Raw genomic sequence first — 25291 nt, forward strand, 5'->3', positions numbered from 1 at the left:
TCCGGGAATAACACAGAGAGGTAAGGGATGAAAATCAGTGAATTTCTACACCTGGCGTTACCAGAGGAACAATGGCTGCCGACGATTTCTGGCGTTTTACGCCAGTTCGCAGAAGAAGAGTGTTATGTCTATGAGCGCCAACCCTGTTGGTATTTAGGCAAAGGGTGCCAGGCACGGCTGCACATTAATGCCGACGGAACGCAGGCGACATTTATTGATGATGCCGGGGAGCAAAAATGGGCGGTGGATTCCATTGCCGACTGCGCGCGTCGTTTTATGGCACATCCTCAGGTGAAAGGACGTCGGGTATATGGACAGGTTGGGTTCAACTTTGCGGCGCATGCGCGGGGGATTGCCTTTAACGCCGGGGAGTGGCCGCTGCTGACGTTAACCGTTCCCCGTGAAGAACTTATTTTTGAAAAGGGAAATGTCACCGTTTATGCGGACTCCGCCGACGGGTGCCGACGTTTGTGCGAGTGGGTAAAAGAGGCCAGTACAACGACGCAGAACGCACCACTGGCGGTGGATACCGCCCTCAATGGTGAGGCGTATAAACAACAGGTTGCGCGCGCCGTTGCGGAGATCCGCCGTGGCGAGTATGTCAAAGTGATTGTCTCGCGCGCCATTCCCCTGCCATCGCGGATTGATATGCCCGCCACGCTGTTATACGGGCGACAGGCAAACACGCCAGTGCGCTCGTTTATGTTCCGTCAGGAAGGACGCGAAGCGCTGGGCTTTAGCCCGGAACTGGTGATGTCAGTGACGGGCAATAAAGTGGTTACTGAACCGCTTGCGGGCACCCGCGATCGCATGGGAAACCCGGAGCATAATAAGGCGAAAGAGGCAGAACTGCTGCACGATAGTAAAGAGGTGCTTGAGCATATCCTTTCTGTCAAAGAAGCTATTGCTGAACTGGAGGCCGTTTGCCTGCCGGGCAGCGTGGTGGTTGAAGATTTAATGTCGGTTCGCCAGCGCGGCAGCGTTCAGCATCTGGGGTCTGGCGTGAGCGGTCAGCTTGCGGAAAACAAGGATGCCTGGGATGCGTTTACCGTGCTGTTTCCGTCGATTACCGCCTCAGGTATCCCTAAAAACGCTGCCCTGAACGCGATTATGCAAATTGAGAAGACGCCGCGAGAGCTTTATTCCGGCGCAATTCTGCTGCTGGACGATACGCGCTTCGATGCGGCGCTAGTTCTGCGTTCCGTATTTCAGGACAGCCAGCGCTGCTGGATACAGGCGGGGGCGGGAATCATCGCGCAATCTACACCGGAACGCGAACTGACGGAAACCCGGGAGAAATTAGCGAGCATTGCGCCCTATTTAATGGTGTAGGAGTAACTGTTTTCTAACCTCACAACCAGACTGTCCAAAGACAATTGAGTCGCTCTTTGATTCCTCTGTGACTCTACTGCCTTTTTTTGGGATAAAATGGGTGTTTTTCGTCATGAAGTTGATAAAAGTCTATATAGAACCACCTCCTGTGGAGGTGGTGGTAATTTGCCAGAGTGTGGGATTCGTTAGTATACTATGGGATACACTTATTTTTACCAATTGTATAAGGCGGTGCATAAGATTCTCGGCATGCTTCCAGATAATCCGACCACCACTGCATCATCGCTTTGCGGGCTTCTAGGTGCTCTGCCTTATGAATATAAGCCATGCGCACGGTATTGCGCTCCTGATGACTCATCTGGCGTTCTACTGCGTCCTTTGCCCATAAACCCGATTCCATCAGCGCACTGCATGCCATTGCCCGGAAGCCGTGACCGCAGATATCCTTTTTCGTGTCGTAGCCCATCGCCCGCAGTGCCTTATTGACCGTGTTTTCACACATTGGCTTATACGGGTTATGGTCGCCGGGGAAGATCAGTTCATTATTACCGGTGATATCCTTAATCTGTTTCAGAATGGCGATGGACTGTTCTGAGAGGGGGACGATATGCGGCATTCGCATTTTTGCCCCGCGGCCGGAATAACGCACGCCAATAATGGGTTCTCGCGTCGCGGGTATCGTCCAGACTCGGTTTGTGAAATCAATCTCTGACCAGCGGGCGAAACGCAGTTCACTGGAGCGAATGAACACATGCAGCATCAGCAGAACGGCAAGCCGGGTCAGTTCACGGCCCTGATGATATGCCCCAATACGTTCAAGCAGTTCAGGCAGCCGCTCCAGCGGCAGGGCAGGATAGTGCGGTCTGACAGGAGGTGTGGTCACGCCGCCAAGGTTTGCTGCAGGGTTAGTATCGATTAACTCCTGATGGACCGCATGGCGCATTATGTTACTCAGGTGCTGCCGCGTGCGGGACGCAACCTCCAGCAGACCTTTTTCCTCGATCCCTTTCAGCAGGTCAATGAAATGACGGGGTTTAAGTTATGATACAGGCAGGTTCCCGATGACCGGAAAGATGTGATTGTTCAGGCTGGCAAGCAGACGGTCAGCGGTGTTCTGCGACCATTTCCTGTTACTTTTATGCCACGCCAGCGCCACGTTTTTAAAAACTTTCTCCGGTGTTCGTGAGCCACGTTCAGCAGCCCGCTGCTGTACCGGGTTGATATTCAGCGCCAGCATTTTACGGATACCTTCACGCTGCTGTCGCGCATCAGACAGGGAGATGGCAGGATAGGCACCCAGCGCAATGCGGGATTCTTTACCGCTAATACGGTATTTGAGATACCAGTGGCGGGAGCCACCCGGCTTGACCAGCAGATACAGACCGTGGGAATCGGAGACTTTAAAGGGTTTATCAGAAGGCTTGAGGGTGCGGATTTTTGCGTCGGTAAGGGACATATGGGGGTTACTCCATTATCGAACTAACCTGACCCCAGATTTGACCACCAATTTTTCCCGATGCGTAGGGTAAAATCAAAATGCACCGAGAAGAGTTTTCACACTAACCTGTTGAATCAACATCAGATAAGGATTCGCAAGGATGTATGAAAACAGAAAATTGGCTCCTCTGACTGGACTCGAACCAGTGACATACGGATTAACAGTCCGCCGTTCTACCGACTGAACTACAGAGGAATCGTGTGAACGGGGCGCATGATATCTAGCATACCCGATACTGTCAACGCTAAATTAGTACATTTGGGTCGACTGCTCAGCATCTGAGCAAAGAAAATGTTTATTGCGGTTAAATAAAGCTAGCCTGGTGTTTTTATTCTTCCTTGCATCTTGTATTACTACCTAAAGCGTCGAGCCGATAACTAACCCATTGGAGATGAACTTTCAATATTTTGACTCTCGTTTTCCCACCGTTTTAGTCTGGCCAGCGGATCCTGGCGATAGAAAGTACAGAAATGCCGATACACCAGCGGGAAACGGTTTTCCAATAGCTCAGGTGCGCTGAAAAAATATTCAGATAACACAGCAAAACATTCTGCGGGATCACTGGCGGCGTAGGCATCCATACTGGCAGCGTCGACTCCCACCATATCTATCTCATCTTGAATGTTGTCCATCGCCTGGTGTAAGTCATATTCCCATGCTGCAACATCACGCATAGCAATGGGTGGCACGCCGTTTGAGTGCCCGCCGTTGCGCATATCCAACTTATGAGCTGCTTCATGGATAACCAGATTAAAGCCTGATAAATCGAATGAATCTTGAATATCTTGCCAGTTCAGAACAATTGGCCCTTGCTCCCAACTTTGGCCGGACTGTACGGTTTGCCCAGAATGAACCAAGCCTACATCATCTTGCCAGTCGTCGTCAACCACAAAAGGGGAGGGATAAATCAGCACTTCATGAAAGCCATCTAGCCATTTCGCTCCCAACTCCATGACCGGCAGGGCGAATAGCAGTGTCAGACGGGCCTGCATCAGCGGTGTTAATACTAACCCTTGTAGTGGCACCAGGCGCTTTTGCTGCAACAGGTGACTTGCGACAGAAACCAGCCGCTGTTGTTCCTCCTCATTTAAAGGTGCTAATAGGGGGATATTCAGCGCTTCACGCCACTGTGCAAGCATCTCCGCTTGCGGTTGGTTTGCTTTCCACAGCCACTTAATCATCAGGTTGCTCACAAAGTGATAATTCGAACGTCTAAAGCAGGGAAGTGTTGTTGTAAACATGCCGCAAAAGTGGGCATGAACGCAACCGTTTCATGGAGAGATACCCGAGCACTTGAAAGGGCCGCCTCGAAAACCAGTGAGAAGCTCATCTTGCGGAGGAGTAAAATTTCTCACGCTCTTTCATTATTCAAGCACTTATAGAAAAAAAATTCAGCGATCCTTATCACAGTAAGTGGGTGAAATCAGGCGATATATCCTCGTCATACTTCAAGCTATAACTGTGTTAGCGGCTTTACTGCAACTCGAATGAGTGGCCTGATGCGCACTATAACCTTCAGCGCGCTGCGGGCACAGTGGGCTATTTGAATATTTCTGGTTAATCGATTGTAAAACACAATCCCGCTTTTTAACTTTCCTTTATCACTTTTGTTATTTCGCTTTATCTGGCGGCATTGCTAGCTTCTAGGTGCTTTACCAGGGGATTGCACCAAGAAAAAGTGGCAAATAACAAGCAGTGAATAAAAGGATAATAACAAGATGACAAAGAAGAAAACGCTGAATACCGCGATAGCAGTCGGTCTTTCTGGGCTGGTTTTGTTGGCGGGTAGTGTCCAGGCACATGCTGAAGCACTCTCCCTTCAAGGGAAAACGATCGGTGTGGCGGTGGTTGGCACACAACACTTTTGGGATCGCGAAGCCTTTAAAGGGGCATCCAGTGAGGTTGAAAAACTGGGTGGGAAAGTGGTGGCGGTGGATGGTGGGCGTGATAACCAAGTGCATGCCGATAACCATGATATTTTGCTAGCGCGTAAAGTCGATGCGGTTATCAGTATTTTGAGTGACAGCGCAGTTGAGCCTAAATTTAAAGCATTACAGGCGGCAGGTATCCCGATATTCACTGTCGACCATGTGTCACCTTATTCGATCAATAACACCACCTCCGATAATTACACCATCGGCAGCACCATTGGCCGCTATACCGCAGATGCGTTGGGGGGAAAGGGCAATATAGCGGTATTTAATGCTTTCTCTAATTCATTGCGTATTTGTGGTATTCGCTACGATCTGTGGAAATATGTATTGCAGGATTATCCCGGTATTAAAATTATTCAGCCGGAATTGGCGGAGCAATATGCTAACTCGCCGGAAGATGCCCGTAAAAAAACGTTGGAGTTATTGAGTCAACATCCGAAAGGTACCTTGGATGCTATCCATGTTGCCTGCTGGGATCAGCCTGCTATTGGTATTGTGCAGGCATTGGAAGAGAGCGGGCGCGCAGGTGATGTTAAAGTGACGGCGATTGATGCCGGGCCAGAAACGCTGGAAATCATGGCAGAAAAGGGCAGCCCACTGGTCGCCAACGTCGCGCAACAACCTAATCTGATTGGCAAAACTTCTGCGGATAACGTAGCGCGCTACTTTGCCGGTGAAAAGTTACTGCCACAAACCTTCGTACCGGTGCTGCCAGTCAACGGGCCAGAAGAGGCGAAGGCAGTCTACAAGCAGCTTGGTTACGGCGATTTGAAATAACACCATGACATATTCTGCTTATTCAGGCACCCACGCTGTGGGTGGCCTTGAAATGAATGATATCAGAAAGTCGTTTCCGGGAACTCTGGCACTGGATGGCGCAGTGCTGCGGGTTCTTCCGGGTGAGGTACACGGCCTTATTGGTGAAAATGGTGCTGGCAAATCAACCTTGATCAAAATTCTGGCTGGGGTTTATCAAGCGGATAGCGGAGAAATTATCGTTGATGATAAACGGCTTAACCCCGTTACGGCTAAAACTGTCCACGCCAGTGGTATCCGCTTTATCCATCAGGAATTACACTTAATCCCGCACTTTACCGTGACTGAATCGGTCTTTATGGGGCAAGAATTACGCCACCCGTGGCTGGGGCTGGATAAACGTGTGATGCGGCAAAAAACAGAGCAATTTTTCAGGCAAATTCTGAATACCGAGATTGGCGGCAATACCTTAATCAGCGAACTGAGTATTGCTGAATGCAAATTAGTACAAATTGCCCGAGCGCTGATTGATGGTCAGGCGCGATTGGTGGTGTTTGACGAACCGACCGCCCCATTGGAAGCCAGTGAAGCACAACGGGTGTTTACTGCTATTAGTGAATTAACAGCGCGCGGTATCGCCATTATTTATATCTCACATTATTTGTCGGAAATAACAGCATTATGCGACCGCGTAACAGTATTTCGTAACGGGAAGGATATCGAAACCTTATCTCCGGTGACTCAACAGGATATTGTGCCATTAATCCGTTTGATGATTGGCCGAGACCTTGATGCGCTGTTTGCTCCGCGACGCGCTAAAACGGCATTAAAACTCCGACTTGAGGTTAACCAACTGCGAGTTAATCGTGCATTTTCTGCTCTGAGTTTTCAGGTTGCTGAAGGTGAAGTCGTTGGTATAGCCGGTCTATTGGGATCAGGGCGAGACGCGCTCATTGACACTCTTTACGGCCTGCAACGGCCAAGTGGTGGGAACATCACTATCAATGGTAAGTCGCAATCAATTCTCTCTCCCGCCCAAGCTATTGCACAGGGCATTGTGCTGGTGCCACGAGATAGACGCCATCAGGGATTGGTGCTGGAAATGCCAGTGACCGATAACATTAATTTAGCGTCATTATCCGAGGTAGCCTTGGCTGGCTGGGAACAACGCGATAAAGCGGCGGTGCGCGCCGAGGGGTTAGCAAACCGTCTACGTATTCGGCCCAATAATCTTCGCCAGCCGGTTCGCTTTCTTAGCGGCGGCAATCAACAGAAAGTGATTTTAGCCCGCTGGCTGGCAACAGATGCCACTCTGTTTATTTTGGATGAACCGACATTGGGTGTGGATATGGGGGCCAGAGCTGAGATTTATCAATTGGTTGAATCATTGGTGGCCCGCGGTAAAAGTGTGTTGGTTTCCTCCAGTGATGCCAGTGAGCTTATCGGATTATGTGACCGAATTTTAGTGATGTTGCGCGGTGAGTTGGTGGCTACAGTCTCAACACAAGACTTAACTCAGGAAGCTTTACTGGCATTAACCACCGGCAGCACACCCCCGACATCGCCACTGCCAGAACAGGAGGCACTGATATGAGCCAACTCAGTCACGGGCAGCTGAAAAGCAAGCCTTTGGGGGGCATGCGTTTCTTGCCGAATCAGCGGCAATTCATTGATAACATACCGATATTACTGTTCGCGGCTTTATTACTCTTCCTCTGCGTACAGGCGCCTTATTTTCTCGGATGGCAAAATATCACCACCATTCTGCGCCAGACCGTGCCACTGGCTATCCTCTGTTTCGGTTTAGTTTGTGTGGTGACCGGCGGTGGAGATGATGTTGTGTCGGGGGGGATCGATATTTCGCTGCCAGCGATTGCCGTTTTGGCTGCGGCCATCATCAGTGATGGGCTGACCAATCAAGGTGCGGGTTATTTGACTATCGCTATCTGGGCGGTGGGGGCCTCATTACTGGCGGGCGCAGTCAATGCCGTGTTGGTGGTTTGGGTCAGATTGCCGCCATTACTGGCGACATTGGCCAGCTCCGTCGCCTTTATCGGCATAGCTAATCTAATAACTCAGCAACGACGCATAAGTGTGACCGATAGCGCGATGGTGGCTTTTCGCGATAATCGCTACTGGCAATTGCCGGTTGCTGTTTGGTTTATGTTGCTTATATTTGCCGTATTGCTCTTTGTTCTCTACCGAACTCGCTGGGGGTTACATTTGCAGGCGAGTGGCGGCAATCGCGAAGCCGCAGAAATATCGGGTTTACCGGTTAAACGGCTGGTGGCGCAATCATACATGCTGGCCGCGCTCACCGCCGTGTTGGCCGCATTAGCGCTGGTAGCTCGGGGGTCTGGAAGCTCGCCTGGGACTGAAGAGTCATTATTGCTAGAAATGGTTCTTGCTACTTTCATTGGCTCTGCATTTTCACGTCGGCGGGTCGTGACGATTGGCGGCGCATTGCTCGGCGCTTTGCTAGTGAATGCGTTATCGAATGGGTTGGCGTTATTGCGCGTCGACATTTTCTGGGTTGGGGCGATAAAAGGTGCGCTGATATTGCTGGTGCTAGCGACCTCGGCATTGAAGTCTGGCGGGCGTTACTGATGAAAAATGTGAACATTCAATACCGTCAACGGGCCTTGCCTGTTCTGAAGTACTTACTAATTCAGTATGGGTTTGTTTTAATATTAGCCGCTTTTTTTATTTTTTTCTCATTGAAAGCACAGGCCTTTTTCTCGACTGGTAATCTGCAAAATCTATTACAAGGGAATGCCATCCTACTGATTGTGGCGTTGGCGATGACCTTGGTGGTGACGGCTGGCGGGATAGATCTGTCGGTCGGGGTGGCACTGGATTTTGGTGCAGCTTTTGCGCTTATCGCCCTCAAGCAATACCAATTATCCTGGCAAGTGGCGATATTGGCCGCTCTGGCGGGAGGAGCATTAATTGGTTTGCTAAATGCCTTCTTAATTGTTTGGTGTAACGCTAAACCCTTTCTGGCGACATTGGGGACTTATTTCATCGGCAGCAGTGTGGAGCGGATTTATACCGATGGCGGTGGGCCGATCGCTTTTCGGCGTATGGCGCAGGAATATCACCATCTGGCGGTGGGGTCATGGGCCAATATGCCCTTACCGGTGATTTTTGCCGGGGTGCTGTTTCTGCTCTATTTTATCTTTTTTGAACGCACCATCTTTGGTAAGCGCATTCATGCACTGGGGCTGAACAGTCAGGCGGCAAATGCAGCCGGTATTCGGGTAAAACGCTATTTGTTCTGGACATTAATTATTACCTCAGTGACCTGTGCATTAGCAGGGGTGATCTTATCTGCAAATTTGCGCCAGTTTACGCCTCTTGCGGGTCAGGCCTATTTGCTGGACGCCATTGCCGCCGTATTTATTGGTACCGCGTTTCATGCTCAGGGGCGGCCGAATGTCCCAGGCACCCTCGTCGGAGTGCTGTTTCTTGGCATGGTTGCTAATGGTTTAAATCTATTAGGCCTTGATTTTATTGTTAAAGATGCATTGACCGGCATTATTTTGGTTGGTGCGTTGGCACTGTCATTTATCCAGCGCAATCTTAAACGCTGCCAACGTGCAGTAGCATACGAATAAGGAAATGCAGTGAGTAAATTTGATGCGGTGTTTGTTGGCCTGACCATTTTAGATATTGCCGGGCGTCCGGTCACCGGTATTCCTGAAAAGGGCGGGGTGCATTTTATCGATCAAATTCGTCTTAACCCTGCGGGGACTGCCAGTGGTGCGGCGATGAATGCCGCCAAGTTGGGTATTCATACCGCGACTTCTGCTTGTCTGGGAGAGGATGAGAAAGCCGATTTTATTCTGAGTGTTTATCATAAGTTGGGTATTGATAGCTCGCTTATCCAGCGCACCACGCAAGCAGAAACCTCAGCCACAATTTTGACTATTCGACCTGATGGTGAGCGCCCCGCGTTGCATTGTCGAGGGGCATCTGACCACTGGTATGTCGATGATACTGATTTTGATACGGTATGCGACACCCGATTTTTGCACCACGGCGGTAGCGGGTTACTGGCTGCGATGGACAAAGGCCAAAGCGCGCGGCTTTTGCATCATGCAAAAAGCAAAGGCGTGGTCACCAGTTTTGACCTCATCGCGCCTAACTCACAAACGCTATCATTATTAAAACCGATGCTCGCAGATATTGATTATTTTATGCCAGCATTAGAAGAGGCTGCTTTTATCTCTGGCCTGGATAATCTGCAGGATATTGGGCAGTTCTTCCTCGATTTAGGAGTGGGTACCTGTATCTTTAAAGCCGGATCGCAAGGGTCTTATGTGATAAGTTCGCACCAGAATTTCCGAGTGCCTGCCTATCAGGTGGCAGTGTCAGATACTACCGGTTGTGGTGACAGTTACTGCGGTGGATTTATTGCCGGGCTAGCTAATGGCTGGTCACTGGAACAGGCTTGTGAACTCGGTTCGGCAGTCGCGGGATTAGTGGCAACCGGTTTAGGATCGGATGCCGGAGTGGTGAATTGGGGGCATACGCTTGATTTTATGGCACATACCCCCAGATTGAACTGAAAAGCACTACTCAATATAGTCGGCTCAGTTATAGCGATATAATAAAGGCTCATTGCGTAGAAAACGTTCAATATCCTGCGCAATCATGGCGGTATGTTTAACCAGCGTCTCATGTGTAGCACCTGCAATATGCGGGGTGATAACCACATTATCAAACTCATGAATAAAAGGATGATTGGCGTGGATTGGCTCATGGGCATAGACGTCTAACGCCGCACCAGCCAGTTGTTTGTGCCGCAAGGCATCAACTAAATGTTGCTCAACTACCACTGCCGCGCGTGAAGTATTAATAAAATAAGCCTCTGGTTTCATTAACGAAAACAAACGCGTATCAATTAATCCTACGGTTTGCGGGGTGACTTTCACATGTAAAGTGACAAAGTCAGACTGACTGAAGAGCCGCTCCAATGTGGTTTTGTGGATGCCTGGTTCGTCCAATTCGACCTCTGAAACATAAGGGTCGGCTACCAACAGCTGCATGCCGAAAGCTCGCGCAATACGCCCAACGCGCTGCCCAATACTGCCATAACCGACAATCCCCAAGGTTTTATTGCGTAATTCCACTCCTTTAAACACTTCATAAGGGCTGTCTTTGGTCACATCCCACACTACATCGGTTTTTAGCCCAGCATTGCCCGGCGTGGTTGCCGTGAATTGCCTCTGTTTCAGAGCGCTATGCGCCTGCGGAATGTGGCGAGCCAGATTCAGCATCAGTGCAATCGTTAATTCTGCCGCAGCATCAGAATTGCGCCCCGGAGTATAAACAACCGGAATGCCCCGCTCTGTTGCCGCATTCACATCGATATTGACCGGATTGGCACGAGTGCAGGCAATGAGCTTCAGTTGCGGGCAAGCTTTAATCACTCGGGCAGTAATATCGTCATAACTGGTGACCAGAAAATCAGCATCGTGGCCGAGTGCAATCAACTGTTCCTCACTCAGTTTGGGTTTCCCTGCCGCCCAACCACTGATAACCAATTCGCCAAGCTGATGGAAATGGTCCAGACTGCCGGCATATTCTGCGGTAAAGAGCGTTTTCATAGATTGTCCTGAGAATGATATTTAGCGCCATTAAGTTGGCTTAAGGCCTGTTCTCTGGCTTGCCAAACGGGCTGTAGCGCATCGCGTAGCTGACGGAAAACAGGGTAAAGCGCGTTATAGATAGGCATTTGTTGTGGGTCGGGGGTGTAGGTCGTGATGTTATCGAGTGAATCTACCAGAGAAGCCGTTTGTCCGATGGCTTGGGCTGCCAACATGGCGGCCCCGCGGGCACCCAACTCTTTTACTTGCCGGGTGACGACCTCGCGGCCAGTGCAATCAGCAATAATTTGCAACCACAGGCTGGAGGCCGCACCGCCACCTGCCAAGTACAGACGTTCCCCCGCGGGATAATCAGCGAGAGAATCCTTAATGGCATATGCCAGACCTTCAAAAACTGCCCGTAACAGGTGGTGGTCAGTGGTGTGTTGACTGATACCGAAAAAACCGGCGCGCGCAGATGGGCTGTAAAATGGTGCTCGTTCGCCATTGATATAGGGCTGATAAAATACCCCACTACAACCAGCTGGCACGGCCTCAAGTTGGCTGCTGATTTGCAAGAAATCTTTGCTGTCGGTGAGTTGTGACAGCGCCCAATCAATATTGGGAGTGCCAGATTGCAGAGCAAATAGATTGATATAATTGCCACTTAACGCATGAGGGACAAAGCGGGTTTGCCGATTAATCCGTTTGAGATCATGGCAAACAATGCCAGTACAGCAAGTGGTGCCGAGGATGGTATACACATCGCCATGATTCACTGCCCCTATTCCTAGTGCGGTTGTCGAAACATCCAGCGCACCGGCACAAACAGGGATACCCACTTCTAATCCGGTAATTTGCGCGACCTGCCTGGTGATGTGGCCTGCAATAGCAGCTGATGGCAACAACGGCGGGAATAATCGAGCAGTATGCGTTATTCCTAATTGCGACAGAACCTCATTTGATAATTCACCGCGCTGCAAATCGAGTAATGAGGTGCCGGTATCACTGATTTCCAGCCAGGATTCCCCTGTCAGTTGATAGCGAATCCAGTCTTTGGCAAAAAAGAAGCGCTCTGCTTGCACCAATGTTTCAGGTTCATATTGCTGTAACCAACGGAGGATTATGCTGCTATTGCACGGCAATAAGGGCGTGCCGCTGATGGCGAACAGCTGTTCTTCCAGACCCGGTTGTTGCTTAAAATACTCAACCAATGCGGCGCTACGCGTGTCACTCCACAAGATAGCATTACGTACCGGTCGCCCCTGTTTATCCACTAACCAGACACCTTCTCCTTGCCCGGTTATGCCAATAGAACGAATTTTATTTTGCCGTAATAAAGGCGAGTCCATTACCGTTTTCAAGGTGGAAACCACCCCGAACCAAAGGCTTTGCATATCTTGTTCTGCATAGCCGGAATGGGGAGATAGAGTGAGATTATTGACGGATGCAACCAGACACTCATTAAAATGGGTGTCAAATAGTACTGATTTTACTTTTGAGGTTCCTACGTCAATTCCGAGATAATAATCCATCGGGTATTACCATTATAAAAGTCATAATGTTCTGAGTATAAAGGGCTGTGTACTTAGTAAGATACTGATCCAATATGCTTTTTATTGGATAGTAAAGTTGAAAATTAGCTTAGGGTTACGATGAGGAAATTGGCTGAAATAACACACCATCTCAATATTTAACTGTGATGAAAATGGGAAAAAGCATGGTAATCACAAATATAATGGCTAAAGCAGGTTTTCTATTTTAATGAGTGGCCGCGGGAATATTATTTTTAAATGTCCACGGATAGTGCTGGATTTACAATATAAAAATGAGTTTGAGCTAAAAATAGAATAGTTAATTTAATCTATTACTGGTGACTAAATTGGTCGACCTGGATGGCAAAAATCTGAGTAAACAAATTTTGATTTCCCCGCCGGTAACACGAATTGATGCAGGGCAAAGCCAGCAAGTTAACTTTGTATTGAAGAAAGGTACCGCATTGGATTCAGAAGTCCTGTTAAAAGCTTCGTTTGAAGGTGTTGAGCAGGTGCCGGGTAATGCGACTGTGATGCCAATTCGTCAGGAAATTGGTTTTCTTATCCAGCCAAATTCTGTGCCACAGATTAAAACCCCATGGCAAGAATTGGTTTTATCCACCTCAGGTAATAACTTAATGATTAAAAACCCGAGCAAGCATGTGGTTCGCCTTGGCCCTCAGGTGATTTTAGTCCCAAGCAATGAGGTTGTTCCTTTGGGCAGCCCGTATATTATGTCGGGCGAAACCAAACAATTTGCCATTAAGTCATCACCCACTTCAGTGAAAGTCACACCACTGAGCCGCTATGGTTTTGTACAACCCGAAGTTACTGTGCCGGTTACACGCTAATAGCGATGAGCCAGCCAACACGAAAAGCGGTCAATTATGGCCGCTTTTGAATTAATAAGGTGGGGAACTGAGAGGGTTAGTTGTCTTTTTTCTTGCCAAAAATTTTCAGTAAGGCACCAACGGCACAACCAATCACAACACCTAAAATCACCCATTCAGTAAATGACATATTCAGACCCTTTTATTCGTTTGGGCTGATTATATAAATTATTCCCTGCTTGTCCATGTCTGCCCGCCCAACATTAATAACATCCCAGCGTTATAGCTTTGCCAACATCTCTCGGGTAACCAATACAATACCGCTTTCAGAACGATAGAAACGGCGAGCATCTTCATCTGCGTTTTCGCCAATGACCATGCCCTCGGGGATAATACTGGCGCGGTCTACGACACAGCGGTGCAACCGACAAGAGCGGCCCACATTGACGTCGGGTAGTAATACACAAGAATCAATATTACAGAACGAATTGATTCGCACGCGGGAAAATAGTACCGAGTTGAATACCACGGAACCGGAGATAAAACAGCCGCCGGACACCAACGTATTCATGGTCATGCCATGACTGCCAGAGCGATCCTGAACAAATTTTGCTGGTGGCAATGGCTCCGCATAGGTGCGTATTGGCCAATGTGAATCATACATATCCAGCTCTGGTGTAATAGCCGCCTGATCGAGGTTAGCTTGCCAATAGGCATCTAACGTCCCGACATCACGCCAATAATCAGGGGCATCGGGCGAGGTAGAAACACAAGATAATGAGAACGGATGTGCCCAAACATGACCCTGTTCGGTGATTTTCGGCAGAATATCTTTGCCAAAGTCATGGCTGCTATTTTCGTCCGCATGATCACTTTCAAGCAGACCAAACAGGAACTCTGCGTTAAATACATAAATCCCCATGCTGGCCAGACTGCTATTGGGTTTACCGGGCAGAGTAGGAGGATCTTCAGGTTTTTCCCAAAACATTTTCACCTGTAGCTGCTCGGAGACTTCCATCACACCGAAGGCCGTCGCTTCCGTCTTGGGGACTTCAATGCAAGCTACAGTACAAGCCGCACCACTTTCTACGTGATCGAGCAGCATGCGCGAGTAATCCATTTTATAGATATGGTCACCTGCCAAAATCACCACATATTCAGCACGATAGCGGCGGATAATATCCAGATTCTGGAAAACAGCATCTGCGGTACCGGTATACCAATGTTCTCGTCCTTGACGTTGTTGTGCCGGCAACAAATCAACAAACTCGTTCATCTCTTCACTGAGAAATGACCAGCCATGCTGGATATGTTGCACCAAGGTATGAGACTGATACTGAGTTATCACACCGATACGGCGAATGCCCGAATTAAGGCAATTTGATAGTGCGAAGTCGATAATGCGGTATTTTCCGCCGAAGTGAACAGCGGGTTTTGCTCGGACAGACGTAAGGTCTTTAAGGCGTGAACCGCGGCCGCCTGCAAGAATCAGGGCTACGGCTTTATTGGGAAGTTGTCTGGCCGACATGACTCTGTCGATATCGCCTGCTTTCCGCATGTCAGACTCCTTATAATTTGTATGTATAGCCGCTGGATGACAGGCTATATCCATCAACCCTATTGCGCTAAATACTGTCCGGTCAGTGACCGGATTGATAGTGCGGGGTTATACCTCCTTTAAGTATTAGTGTCGTTAATAACATAATCGGCTAAATATCGTTCTAACAATGAGAAGCGAATCAAGTTTAGCGCGTTCCAGCTTAAAATTTTTCGTCCTTCTATCCCATTTGAAGCGGATGTTTGTTGCTTTCCGCATTGTGAGGCCCGCGATCGTCGACCATACTCGATAGGGCAAAAATATTCGTAGTTTTAATAAGGATATAAAATTATGTCAGTTGCAAAGAGAAATCTGCACTTATCCGCACTCACTTTGATAATGGGCTGTTTTACCGCAGGTGCTGCCCCGATTGCTACACCGCCGGCCAGCTACACATTAGAGCGTGTGGTTATTTTGAGTCGACATGGTGTTCGCTCCCCGACAAAACAAACCCAGCTAATGAATGATGTCACACCTGATAAATGGCCCCTGTGGCCAGTAAAAGCGGGCTATTTAACACCGCGAGGGGCTGAGTTAGTGACTTTGATGGGGGGATTTTATGGTGATTATTTCCGCAGCCAAGGGTTGTTGTCTGCGGGGTGTCCGGTAGATGGCTCCGTTTATGCACAGGCAGATGTTGACCAACGAACCCGCTTAACCGGACAGGCATTCTTGGATGGGATCGCACCGGATTGTGGTCTGAAAGTACATTATCAGGCTGATTTGAAGAAAGTTGACCCGCTATTTCATACCGTCGAAGCGGGGGTCTGTAAACTGGACTCAGCGAAAACTCATCAGGCTGTTGAGGAGCGATTGGGCGGGCCATTGAGTGATCTTAGCCAGCGCTATGCCAAACCCTTTGCTCAGATGGGCGAAGTGCTGAATTTTGCAGCATCGCCTTATTGCAAGTCATTGCAAAAAAATGGAAAAACCTGTGATTTTGCAACTTTTACGGCAAATGAAATTAAGGTAAACGAAGAAGGTACTAAAGTTTCTCTGAGTGGGCCATTGGCACTATCGTCGACATTGGGTGAAATTTTCCTGTTACAAAACTCACAAGCTATGCCGGATGTGGCCTGGCATCGGCTCAGCGGTGAAGAGAACTGGGTTTCGCTATTGTCGTTGCACAATGCGCAATTTGATTTGATGGCCAAAACCCCGTATATCGCTCGCCATAAAGGGACCCCGCTGTTGCAACAAATTGATACGGCATTAGTGCTGCAACGCGATGCCCAAGGGCAAACACTGCCGCTGTCACCGCAAACCAAATTGCTGTTCCTCGGCGGGCATGACACCAATATTGCTAATATCGCTGGTATGTTAGGGGCCAATTGGCAATTACCACAGCAACCTGATAATACCCCGCCTGGTGGCGGATTAGTCTTTGAGCTATGGCAGAACCCAGATAATCATCAGCGCTATGTCGCCGTGAAAATGTTCTATCAAACGATGGATCAGCTGCGAAATGCCGAGAAATTAGATATGAAAAACAACCCAGCTAAAATTGTTCCAATTACCATTGAAGGTTGTGAGAACGAGGGTGATAACAAACTTTGCCAACTTGAGACTTTCCAAAAGAAAGTTGCCCAAGTGATAGAGCCAGCTTGCCATATTTAAGCTGAGATTATCTAATGCTCATTAATACCCATCGGGTAAGGTAAAAGCCCATTTGGTAATAGGATATTGCACTATGGGCTATTTAGTATCGGTTATTATCCTAAGTTTAATAGTTTCTGGCATTATATAAATAAAAAACCGGAGCTTTCTGGTAAATATAGAAAGCCCCGGCGAAAAAGTGACTAACGCACTGAAAGCAATGTTGTAATTAGCGGAAGTACTACAGTTTAACTATTACAGTTTAAATACGATTAACCGAGTCTGACTAAATCAAAAGGCACGTAACGTTCACCGGTATGCTGTAACTCTACAACCGGCTCCCGCTCTGCCTGTACAGGTGCCAGACCTTCAGCATGAATAGCCTTTGCTACGTCAATTTCCCCAGTTTGCGCGACCATAACACGTTTGCCAGGAATAATTTGGTTTCTATTTCTGTCATAGACCTTAATCATATTAACCTCCAATAGTTATCTGATAAGGCTAAATAACTGCCAGGCGCAACCTTCACACCTATATATTATGGAGTTGGCTTACATTCTGCGAAAAATGATATTTATTTTTTTCTCAGGGATCAAGTCGTATAAACATTTTTTTTTTAGGAAATGTGCCTACTGAAAATCCACTTTGTCAGCGGATTTTCAGTAGGCACTCGACAACAGAAAGCGATGCGTTATATCAGTGGCTTCTGCGTTAATGATTCCAGTATTTTTAGCGGGGATTGCTGAGGGTCTTTCATCCCTTCAACGGGCAGAAGGAACGTTTGCTCTAACATAAATTGTCCTCCCCTCGCTGCATGGGGGGTTTGATCTGAAAAACAGATCCAACTGCTACCTGCTGGGAAATCAATAGCTTGTTGCTTGCCATTTTTTTGGTAATCGGCATCTGATTTCATTTTATCATGTAGCTGAAGCATCAGATGATCGTAATGGCTCCTGCGGCGCTTGGTGATCCCAACTTTATGTTGCCACCAACTGCTGAAAGGTGAATAGCTATCGAGTTGCGGCAAATAGCGGCGGGCTAATTGCGTAAAATCTTCACCTACACGCCACGAACGGGGTTCATTATGAGGGTTGATATTGGTAAAAATACGGATGATTCGCTCACCATAATTAGGCCGCGAGGGGAAAGCATCAACATGCAAGCGGCTATCATCCTTTCGCCACGATGTTTTATTGCGCCAGGCGGTAACGGGGTGCAAGCGCAGGCTATTGGTCGGGCTGCGCAGTACAGAGGTATACTCCGGTAATAATTGATTTACCAGACTAAGGCAACTCTGATAATAGCGCTCCAGCAATTGTCGGGTTAACGCCACTTTGCTTTCATCAGTCACACCAGTTAGTGTGCCGTCCAGCGGTTTAAAACTGATATTTTTGCGTTTAGTATCAACCAGCGCAGGGTTAAGCAGTAGTTTTTCCTGTTCACTCAGTTCAAACGCCAGATGGGGTAGAAAAAGTACTTTACCTTGCTCCAGAGCCTCGACGGCACTGGAGTTTTGCACATTATCTTCGCCCCAATGGGTATAGGGGAGCGTAAGAATCGATGAATCTGACGCATTACTTTGATTATTACTCATCAATTATTCGCTTCTATAATATTTCTCAGGTGAAGAATAGTTCGTTATTATAGATAAAATGAGGGGGAGGGTACAGATTTCAGATTTTGCTTTCCTTGGGTAACCTTACTAAGGGGGGCAACCGTCGCATGATTGGGGAGGATTTGACGATTGATGTCTGGATTTCGGCATATTCTGACCAGCGGTCAATGATAGTATCCAGTTGTTCCATCGAATAAATATATAAGCGGCTGATGAAACAATCGTCGCCGGTCACTTTGTCACACTCAACACATTCTGGAGTTTCTTGAATCATCTCTTCTGCTATACGCAGCATTCCTGGTAAGGGTTTGACACGAACAATGGCTTGCAAATTGTAGCCGAATGCCTGCTGGTCCAAATCGAGTGTGTAGCTGCGAATAATATGACGTTCTTCAAGACGCCGTAGACGCTCGGAAGTACTCGGGGATGAGAGATTGACTTGCTGTGAAAGGTCTTTCAGAGAAATCCGTGCATTTTTTGCTAAAATGGCAATCAATTGTTCATCAATCTTGTCCATGCCTGGCAGCCTTTTATTATCAAAAATAATAATATTATTATAGGCTCCATTTTTAAATGTTAACGATATTTTCTTAATAAATATAATGACTTTGATAAATAAAAGGTGAATTCTTTAGCTTAGGTTATAGAGAGAAAAATCTATAGTAACTGTAATGTACATCATCACGGTTTTCTCTTTGTAAAAGTAGATAGTTAGGAATACAAAACAGCATACCCTACTGAGGATTCAGCAGAGTATGCTGGATACCTATAATTATTGCCTGATAGCAGAGGTACTGGCCAACGAGGTAGTTTGGTTGGGTTCATTGGTTCGCATAGACTTTTTTTGCAGATAAGCTAAATCATAGACATCATAGAAGTCTATTTCGCCTTTATTGCTAATAATATGTTTAAAGCGAATTTTAAAGTCATCACTAATATTTTTGCTATTTAGTATTTCATCAATTGCTTGCGTCGATAATGCACGGCTGAAGAACCATTCACCGTTATAGCAAACACGTAAGTCGAGGATACCAATATCCTCAAATTTAAACACGGGTTTGATTTCCATCATGAGCACGGCAGACATCAAAACAAAGAAAACGGTAAAGGCAACCATATAGCCAGTACCAAAATAAGGGGTTAAGTACATCAAAACTAGAACAAAAAAGTATGATATCAACATTGCAAGGCAAAGATAGGGATGCTTGTAGACAAAATCGCTGTTAAATTTTAACCGACCATCTCTTTTTTCTTTCTGATTTATTCTTGCGATGTCATCGATTAATATTTTCTTAATTATGTCCATAATTATGACCTTGTGATGAATAACTCATATAAGTTAAACCATAGCGGTTTGTTATAGAGTATCATGAGAAGTTAAATTTAAGGTATATCAGTTTGATTAATTAGTTAACAAAACTGTTATGGCCTGATAGACAATAATGCGGAGTTATTATTAATTTATCAGGTGAAAACAAGCAGTTATGCCTGGACTTCACCTGATGAACTTTCATGGTACGGGCAATTGTAGTTCTGAACAACCTTAAGCGGTCAGGACAATTTTACCAATATGCGTGCTGCTTTCCATCAATTCATGGGCTTTTGCCGCATCTTCCAGCGGGAACGTTTGGAAGATCTGTGGTTTCATTTTCCCATCATTTAACAACGGCCAAACTTGTTGTTCCAGCTCTTTAGCGATAAGTGCTTTTTCTGCCACAGTACGTGAGCGCAATGTTGAACCGGTGTGAGTCAGACGTTTTAGCAACATTAACATCAGATTCAGATCCTTGGCATGCCCATTCTGGGTGCCAATTTGAACAATTCGACCATTCATCGCAGCAGCTTCATAGTTACGCGCGACATAATCACCCGCAATTAAATCCACGATAACATCAACCCCTTTGCCTGCGGTGGCTCGCTTGGTTTCGGTGACAAAATCTTCAGTGTGATAGTTAATGGCGATGTCGGCACCTAATGTCAGACATGCTTGCCGTTTTTCTTCTGACCCCACGGTGACAATAACCATTTTTGCGCCAAATGCTTTGCTCAACAATATTGCTGTAGTACCTATACCGGAAGACCCACCGTGAATTAATACGCTTTCACCCGCAGTGAAATGACCGCGTTGGAACAGGTTTGTCCACACAGTAAAGAAAGTCTCTGGTAATGCTGCCGCTTCGATTTCAGTCAGACTGGGCGGGATAAATAAGGCATTGGTTTCATGGATAACGCAATACTGAGCATAGCCGCCACCTGCGATTAACCCACATACTTTGTCGCCAATTTTAAATCGCGTGACATCAGCAGCGACTGCAACCACAACACCTGCAATTTCTAATCCTGGGATATCGGAGGCCCCTGGCGGTGGAGCATATTGACCTCGGCGTTGCATGACATCAGGGCGGTTAACTCCTGCGGCTGAAACCTTCACTAAAATTTCACCCGCAGCGGGCATCGGTGTAGGGCGCTGAATGGGAGTTAAGACTTCAGGGCCACCAGGCTGAGTAATCTCAATGGCAACCATGTTCGCTGGGAGATGGGTTAACGATGTCATAATATTCCTCTTGTAACATGAATATACTGAGTCAGGAGCTGTGCCGATGACGAAGTGATTATCTTAGCTCCGTAATCTAAATAATTCATGGAGTGAAAGTGCTTAAGTTATGACAAGGTCGCAAAAGGTAGAAAGCGGCGAGTGAAAGCAGAAAACAAAAAAAGCGCCCAATAGGGTGGTAATGCCGATCAGTTAAGGATCGGTTGACCGATCCAGTGGTTGTGTAAGAATCCGGAAATGTTCTTCATTTCCGGATTTTTTTATGCACATCGGACAGGCTCTTGATTTCGTTTCCCGCTACGACTCACTGCGTAACCCACTGACCACACTGGGAGATTACCTCGACCCCCAGCTCATCTCCCGTTGCCTTGCCGAATCCGGCACGGTGACTCTGCGCAAGCGCCGCCTGCCGCTGGAAATGATGGTCTGGTGCATTGTCGGGATGGCGCTCGAGCGTAAAGAACCTCTTCATCAAATCGTTAACCGGCTGGATATCATGCTGCCGGGCGGCCGCCCCTTCGTGGCCCCCAGCGCCGTTATCCAGGCACGGCAAAGGCTGGGAAGCGAGGCTGTTCGCCGGGTATTCTCACAAACGGCGCAACTGTGGCATGGCTCCGTCACCCATCCTCACTGGTGCGGTCTGACGTTGCTGGCCGTGGATGGCGTGATCTGGCGAACAGACAATGCAACTGAGCAGGCTGACGCTGCGGAGTAAAAAGCCGGAGCTTGTTGAGCAGGAGCTATGGGGAGTACTGCTGGGCTATAATCTGGTGCGTTATCAGATGATTAAGATGGCGAGAGCGCTGAAAGGATATTGGCCGAATCAGCTGAGCTTCTCAGAATCGTGCGGAATGGTGATGCGGATGCTGATGACGCTACAGGGAGCTTCACCAGGTCGCATCCCCGGAACTGATGCGGGATATGGAGAGCATGGCGCAGATGGTGAAGTTACCGATAAGAAGAGAAAGAGCCTTCCCGAGGGTGGTGAAGGAAAGGCCGTATAAATATGGAAAAGCCAGGAACAAAAATGCCAGTCAGTTGCTTAACTGACTGGCATTACCCAATAGGGTGGGCGCATAAATTTGCAAAGGAGTAGTACATGTATGACTCGTTGCATTGCAATAAGCGAGACTAAGAGATGTTTAGAACATATTGATACTAGGAATATTTCCTTAAATACGATATAGGGATAAATCTGAAACTGGGCGTATTAGAAATTCTGTGTTGATATTGTTGCAAAATCTGTCGTTATCATCAGATTGAGTCTTTGTATTGCCAACAGACTTGATATTGATAAATCTCATTAGTCAGTAAGTTATCAGCATGGACGCTAGGGCTCCATGAGTCATCACCACCCACCCCCATATGGAAACCATCGATATTTAGCCAGGTACCTGCTTCTGATCTAAGTAAATGCTGATGGCTGGCTGCCATAAGTTGCTGAGTACTGTAACGGCTAATACCAAAATGGAATTGACCTGTTAACTGCCAATTTCCATAACTCAACATACTGGTGTTGCAACGTAGCCCATTTTCACTGGGGAATATGTAGGGAGTATGCATTTGGTCAAGTGGTTGCGACCAATGACTATGCTGTGCCGATAGCTGACGATCAGGATAGTTTTCGTGAGGCCCTAACCCTAACCACTCAACATTTTCATAAATATCAGATAACTGGCAACACATGCCGACTCTTGCCAAAGAAGGTAGTGAAGTTGCTACCTGGACTCGGACATCAATAGTCATGTGCCCCTGTTGATCAAAACGGTATAACCAATGAGTATGTAATAATTGTTCTTGGGCAAACTCGTAGATATATTCCGCGCTGATTTGTATTGCCTGAGACAATGTATCTGCATGTAATGATAAACAACGTTGCTCCAGTTGATACATTCCAGCTTTTTTCCAGCGTTCAACCCAAGCATTTGGATCAATCCGCGTTGTTTCACTGACGCCAATATCGTTATCTAGCGGCGCACGAACAAATTGATCTCGCAACGGGGTCAGTAACCTGTTTTCCCCACCGACACACCATTGTTCAAGTAATCCGGTTTGACGATTAAATTGCCAGTGTTGTTGCTGATGGGTCACCGTAATATGCTGTATATCTTGGTGGAGCTTGAGGTTATTAGACGTAGCTGAATCACTTAAACCGCGACTTAAGACCGCTAAAGAATGTGGTAAACGCCATTGGAACCAAGCGCAACGATGATGACTTGGTGACCATGGTGTCTCTTCTACCTGTCTAACCTCAACATTCAACCATAAATCACCAGGCCCACAGATAGCGGGTAATCGCTCGGTTAGGCTGAATTGTTGTGTGCTTTCAGGTAATAGGTCTAGCGGGAAACTCCCTTCCAGAACTGATTTACCTGCTAACTCGATGCGCCAATATAGATGTTCGTTGTCGCTGTTTCTGAACAGGTATTCACTGGTTACCTTGATTATCAGCGGTGAGGTGCTAACCAATGAGAATTGGAAGAACTGCTGCGCGCATTGTGCCTCATACAAACTGGGGTGAGGGGTACGGTCTGGGAAAACTAACCCATTCATGCAGAATTGGCGATCATTGGGGCTATCGCCAAAGTCTCCGCCATAAGCCCAATAAGGCTGACCATTTTCATCATTACGGGTAAGGCTTTGGTCGACCCAATCCCAAACGAATCCACCTTGTAGTCGGGGATATTGGCGAAACGCTTGCCAATAGCGGGCAAATCCACCAAAACTGTTCCCCATAGCATGGGCGTATTCACATAGAATCAATGGGCGAGATTCATTCGGTAGGCCAATCCATTTCTTAATGGCCCACTTAGGCACCGCAGGGAAAGGTTGATCCTCATCTACGCGGGCGTACATGGGGCAAACAATATCGGTAGCTTGAGTATTCGCACCACCCCCCTCATATTGTACCGGGCGTGTGGGGTCATTGGTTTCTATCCAACGATAGAGTGCATCGTGTGTGGCACCATGACCAGATTCGTTACCCAATGACCAGATAATAATGCAAGGGTGGTTACGATCACGCTGAACCATCCGCGTAACTCGTTCGCTAAAAGCGGAAAACCACTGTGGATCATCTGCCAACCGCCTCATAGGTTGCATCCCATGAGTTTCAATGTTGGCTTCATCGACAACATATAAACCATAGCGATCGCAGAGGCGGTACCATAGCGGATGGTTGGGATAGTGTGAGCAGCGTACGGCATTAAAGTTATGCTGTTTCATCAGAATGATATCTTGCAGCATACTTTCTTCATCAATAGCTTGCCCTGTTTGTGGGTGATGCTCATGACGATTCACCCCTCTAATCAGTACCGCTTTGCCATTGATTTTGAGCAAACCTTGATGAATGGCGACTTGCCTGAAGCCAACATCATAGGCTTCTGCTTCTATCAGTTTTTGCTGACTATCCAGTAGCGAGACGACAGTTCTATATAGCGCAGGTTGTTCTGCGCTCCATAATAAAGGATGATCTACTCGCAAGCTTAGATGAGTGCGATCGGTATAATGGCCTCGCTCGTCAATTGGTTGAGTACCCAGGGGCTGTCGCAAACTGGCGACTAACGAATCCGCTAGCCAGAGCTGAACCTGGATTTGATAGGCTTTCGTTACTTGTGAGTTATTAATATCGAGTAGAGGAATGTTAACGGCGGCCATTACCTCTAAATGTGCGGAGCTAAATTCTGGTGATAAATGTGTAGAGATGTGAATATCCCGCAAATGAATATCTGGTTTGTGCAGTAGGCTGACATCGCGGAAAATTCCGCTCATCCGCCACATATCCTGATCTTCCAGGTAGCTACCATCACTCCAACGTAATACGAGCACAGCAATACGGTTATTTCCAGCTTTCAGATATGGCGTGAGATCGAACTCTGCGGGTAGGCGGCTGTCTTGGGAATACCCGACCCACCGGCCGTTACACCAGAGATAGAAAGCGGAATTCACGCCATCAAAAATAATGCGAGTTTGTCCCGATAAGATCCAGTCAGGCTCTAAGGTAAAATTATATGAATAGCAACCGGTTGGATTATTTTGCGGTACCCGTGGTGGATCAACGGGAATAGGGTATTGCACATTAGTATAAATCGGGATGTCATAACCGTGGAGTTGCCAATTGGAAGGCACTGGCATAGATATAGCTTCTGGTAAATCGTGTTCAACCCATTCATCTGGCACGGATTCTGGTTGGGTAAAATAGCTGAATGACCACTGTCCATTGAGTAACTGCCGCTGCGGAGATGGTGTATCGTTTTGAGCTGCATCGAGATGACGCCAACTGTAAAATGGCGGGTGTGCTTCCAGGCGGTTGTACTGTGTTATCTGCGGATTTTCCCAATCCCGGCGAAACAGAATCTGCGATAAGGCTGGTGTAGCCTGCGGTTTAACTTCTTGCTGTGCCGTCATAATTTCAGCCTTATCTTTTACGAAAGTTAGCTTGCTTGCGCTAACA

The 25291-nt window shown here is 47.4% G+C and carries 17 protein-coding genes, 1 tRNA gene and 3 pseudogenes; 9 read left to right on the plus strand and 12 right to left on the minus strand.

Annotation, left to right across the window (positions count from 1 at the left end; all coding sequences use genetic code 11):
- Window positions 1–27: 27 nt before the first annotated feature.
- Window positions 28–1332: a yersiniabactin biosynthesis salicylate synthase Irp9/YbtS gene (gene ybtS / locus FGL26_RS02530; RefSeq protein ID WP_005168693.1), complete on the plus strand. Its 1305-nt coding sequence runs from the start codon at window positions 28–30 to the stop codon at window positions 1330–1332.
- 193 nt (window positions 1333–1525) lie between these two features.
- Here ybtS and FGL26_RS02535 read toward each other — a convergent pair.
- From FGL26_RS02535 to mtfA, 3 genes and pseudogenes are all read right to left on the minus strand, one after another.
- A pseudogene (locus FGL26_RS02535) lies at window positions 1526–2788 on the minus strand (tyrosine-type recombinase/integrase).
- A 161-nt stretch (window positions 2789–2949) separates the two neighbouring features.
- Window positions 2950–3025 (minus strand) — tRNA-Asn (locus FGL26_RS02540).
- A 182-nt stretch (window positions 3026–3207) separates the two neighbouring features.
- Window positions 3208–4011 (minus strand): DgsA anti-repressor MtfA, encoded by an 804-nt coding sequence (gene mtfA, locus FGL26_RS02545; RefSeq protein ID WP_138060215.1) that lies wholly within the window; start codon window positions 4009–4011, stop codon window positions 3208–3210.
- 537 nt (window positions 4012–4548) lie between these two features.
- Here mtfA and FGL26_RS02550 point away from each other — a divergent pair.
- Genes FGL26_RS02550 through FGL26_RS02570 form a run of 5 tightly spaced genes read left to right on the plus strand, consistent with a single transcriptional unit; the run spans window position 4549 to window position 10091 of the window.
- Window positions 4549–5541 (plus strand): sugar ABC transporter substrate-binding protein, encoded by a 993-nt coding sequence (locus FGL26_RS02550; protein ID WP_005168712.1) that lies wholly within the window; start codon window positions 4549–4551, stop codon window positions 5539–5541.
- Between the two features lie 4 nt (window positions 5542–5545).
- Complete coding sequence (locus tag FGL26_RS02555) at window positions 5546–7114, plus strand: sugar ABC transporter ATP-binding protein (protein ID WP_032902676.1); 1569 nt, start codon at window positions 5546–5548, stop codon at window positions 7112–7114.
- Window positions 7111–8127 carry an ABC transporter permease gene (locus tag FGL26_RS02560; RefSeq protein WP_005168716.1) on the plus strand — a complete coding sequence of 339 codons (1017 nt, stop codon included), beginning with the start codon at window positions 7111–7113 and terminating at the stop codon, window positions 8125–8127. The genes FGL26_RS02555 and FGL26_RS02560 overlap by 4 nt, the downstream gene beginning before the upstream one ends.
- A complete protein-coding gene (locus tag FGL26_RS02565) occupies window positions 8127–9137 on the plus strand; it encodes an ABC transporter permease (RefSeq protein WP_005168717.1) in 1011 nt (336 codons plus the stop codon). Before FGL26_RS02560 ends, FGL26_RS02565 begins: the two co-directional genes overlap by 1 nt.
- A gap of 9 nt (window positions 9138–9146) precedes the next feature.
- Window positions 9147–10091 (plus strand): carbohydrate kinase family protein, encoded by a 945-nt coding sequence (locus FGL26_RS02570; RefSeq protein ID WP_005168720.1) that lies wholly within the window; start codon window positions 9147–9149, stop codon window positions 10089–10091.
- 24 nt (window positions 10092–10115) lie between these two features.
- On the opposite strand, the gene FGL26_RS02575 is transcribed toward FGL26_RS02570, so the two are convergent.
- Window positions 10116–11132, minus strand: coding sequence for a 2-hydroxyacid dehydrogenase (locus tag FGL26_RS02575; RefSeq protein WP_005168721.1), 1017 nt, complete (start codon window positions 11130–11132; stop codon window positions 10116–10118).
- On the minus strand, window positions 11129–12646 hold the full coding sequence (locus FGL26_RS02580; protein ID WP_032912700.1) for an FGGY-family carbohydrate kinase: 1518 nt from the start codon (window positions 12644–12646) through the stop codon (window positions 11129–11131). The genes FGL26_RS02575 and FGL26_RS02580 overlap by 4 nt, the downstream gene beginning before the upstream one ends.
- A 329-nt stretch (window positions 12647–12975) precedes the next feature.
- On the opposite strand from FGL26_RS02580, the pseudogene FGL26_RS02585 reads away from it, so the two are divergent.
- Window positions 12976–13497 (plus strand): annotated as a pseudogene (locus FGL26_RS02585) (fimbria/pilus chaperone family protein); the annotation flags it as partial.
- A gap of 259 nt (window positions 13498–13756) precedes the next feature.
- Here FGL26_RS02585 and glgC read toward each other — a convergent pair.
- On the minus strand, window positions 13757–15034 hold the full coding sequence (glgC, locus tag FGL26_RS02590; protein ID WP_005168725.1) for a glucose-1-phosphate adenylyltransferase: 1278 nt from the start codon (window positions 15032–15034) through the stop codon (window positions 13757–13759).
- Between the two features lie 330 nt (window positions 15035–15364).
- On the opposite strand from glgC, the gene FGL26_RS02595 reads away from it, so the two are divergent.
- The gene (locus tag FGL26_RS02595; protein ID WP_005168727.1) at window positions 15365–16690 is read left to right on the plus strand and encodes an AppA family phytase/histidine-type acid phosphatase; all 1326 of its coding nucleotides are present in this window, start codon (window positions 15365–15367) and stop codon (window positions 16688–16690) included.
- A gap of 251 nt (window positions 16691–16941) precedes the next feature.
- On the opposite strand, the gene ydfZ is transcribed toward FGL26_RS02595, so the two are convergent.
- The 5 genes from ydfZ to FGL26_RS02620 all read right to left on the minus strand — a co-directional run bounded on the left by ydfZ (window position 16942) and on the right by FGL26_RS02620 (window position 20838).
- Window positions 16942–17142: a putative selenium delivery protein YdfZ gene (gene ydfZ / locus FGL26_RS02600; protein WP_005164525.1), complete on the minus strand. Its 201-nt coding sequence runs from the start codon at window positions 17140–17142 to the stop codon at window positions 16942–16944.
- A gap of 218 nt (window positions 17143–17360) precedes the next feature.
- A complete protein-coding gene (gene kdoO, locus FGL26_RS02605; RefSeq protein ID WP_032912701.1) occupies window positions 17361–18263 on the minus strand; it encodes a Kdo hydroxylase KdoO in 903 nt (300 codons plus the stop codon).
- A gap of 79 nt (window positions 18264–18342) precedes the next feature.
- Window positions 18343–18801 carry an Lrp/AsnC family transcriptional regulator gene (locus FGL26_RS02610; RefSeq protein WP_005168734.1) on the minus strand — a complete coding sequence of 153 codons (459 nt, stop codon included), beginning with the start codon at window positions 18799–18801 and terminating at the stop codon, window positions 18343–18345.
- A 255-nt stretch (window positions 18802–19056) separates the two neighbouring features.
- Window positions 19057–19590, minus strand: a complete 534-nt coding sequence (locus tag FGL26_RS02615) for a YlaC family protein (protein WP_005168735.1) — start codon at window positions 19588–19590, stop codon at window positions 19057–19059.
- A gap of 237 nt (window positions 19591–19827) precedes the next feature.
- Window positions 19828–20838 (minus strand): NAD(P)H-quinone oxidoreductase, encoded by a 1011-nt coding sequence (locus tag FGL26_RS02620; RefSeq protein WP_005168737.1) that lies wholly within the window; start codon window positions 20836–20838, stop codon window positions 19828–19830.
- Window positions 20839–21100: 262 nt separating this feature from the next.
- On the opposite strand from FGL26_RS02620, the pseudogene FGL26_RS02625 reads away from it, so the two are divergent.
- A pseudogene (locus tag FGL26_RS02625) lies at window positions 21101–21888 on the plus strand (transposase domain-containing protein).
- A gap of 204 nt (window positions 21889–22092) precedes the next feature.
- On the opposite strand, the gene FGL26_RS02630 reads toward FGL26_RS02625, so the two are convergent.
- Window positions 22093–25245, minus strand: a complete 3153-nt coding sequence (locus FGL26_RS02630; RefSeq protein WP_032912702.1) for a beta-galactosidase — start codon at window positions 25243–25245, stop codon at window positions 22093–22095.
- Window positions 25246–25291 lie beyond the last annotated feature (46 nt).

It is taken from the genome of Yersinia enterocolitica subsp. enterocolitica (assembly GCF_901472495.1).
Taxonomy (GTDB): domain Bacteria; phylum Pseudomonadota; class Gammaproteobacteria; order Enterobacterales; family Enterobacteriaceae; genus Yersinia; species Yersinia enterocolitica.

What these genes read in the sequence shown, in the direction of transcription:
- ybtS (WP_005168693.1), top strand. Translation starts at nt 28, where the DNA reads ATGAAAATCAGTGAATTTCTACACCTGGCGTTACCAGAGGAACAATGG.
- mtfA (WP_138060215.1), bottom strand. Translation starts at nt 4,011, where the DNA reads ATGATTAAGTGGCTGTGGAAAGCAAACCAACCGCAAGCGGAGATGCTT.
- FGL26_RS02550 (WP_005168712.1), top strand. Translation starts at nt 4,549, where the DNA reads ATGACAAAGAAGAAAACGCTGAATACCGCGATAGCAGTCGGTCTTTCT.
- FGL26_RS02555 (WP_032902676.1), top strand. Translation starts at nt 5,546, where the DNA reads ATGACATATTCTGCTTATTCAGGCACCCACGCTGTGGGTGGCCTTGAA.
- FGL26_RS02560 (WP_005168716.1), top strand. Translation starts at nt 7,111, where the DNA reads ATGAGCCAACTCAGTCACGGGCAGCTGAAAAGCAAGCCTTTGGGGGGC.
- FGL26_RS02565 (WP_005168717.1), top strand. Translation starts at nt 8,127, where the DNA reads ATGAAAAATGTGAACATTCAATACCGTCAACGGGCCTTGCCTGTTCTG.
- FGL26_RS02575 (WP_005168721.1), bottom strand. Translation starts at nt 11,132, where the DNA reads ATGAAAACGCTCTTTACCGCAGAATATGCCGGCAGTCTGGACCATTTC.
- FGL26_RS02580 (WP_032912700.1), bottom strand. Translation starts at nt 12,646, where the DNA reads ATGGATTATTATCTCGGAATTGACGTAGGAACCTCAAAAGTAAAATCA.
- glgC (WP_005168725.1), bottom strand. Translation starts at nt 15,034, where the DNA reads ATGCGGAAAGCAGGCGATATCGACAGAGTCATGTCGGCCAGACAACTT.
- FGL26_RS02595 (WP_005168727.1), top strand. Translation starts at nt 15,365, where the DNA reads ATGTCAGTTGCAAAGAGAAATCTGCACTTATCCGCACTCACTTTGATA.
- ydfZ (WP_005164525.1), bottom strand. Translation starts at nt 17,142, where the DNA reads ATGATTAAGGTCTATGACAGAAATAGAAACCAAATTATTCCTGGCAAA.
- kdoO (WP_032912701.1), bottom strand. Translation starts at nt 18,263, where the DNA reads ATGAGTAATAATCAAAGTAATGCGTCAGATTCATCGATTCTTACGCTC.
- FGL26_RS02610 (WP_005168734.1), bottom strand. Translation starts at nt 18,801, where the DNA reads ATGGACAAGATTGATGAACAATTGATTGCCATTTTAGCAAAAAATGCA.
- FGL26_RS02615 (WP_005168735.1), bottom strand. Translation starts at nt 19,590, where the DNA reads ATGGACATAATTAAGAAAATATTAATCGATGACATCGCAAGAATAAAT.
- FGL26_RS02620 (WP_005168737.1), bottom strand. Translation starts at nt 20,838, where the DNA reads ATGACATCGTTAACCCATCTCCCAGCGAACATGGTTGCCATTGAGATT.
- FGL26_RS02630 (WP_032912702.1), bottom strand. Translation starts at nt 25,245, where the DNA reads ATGACGGCACAGCAAGAAGTTAAACCGCAGGCTACACCAGCCTTATCG.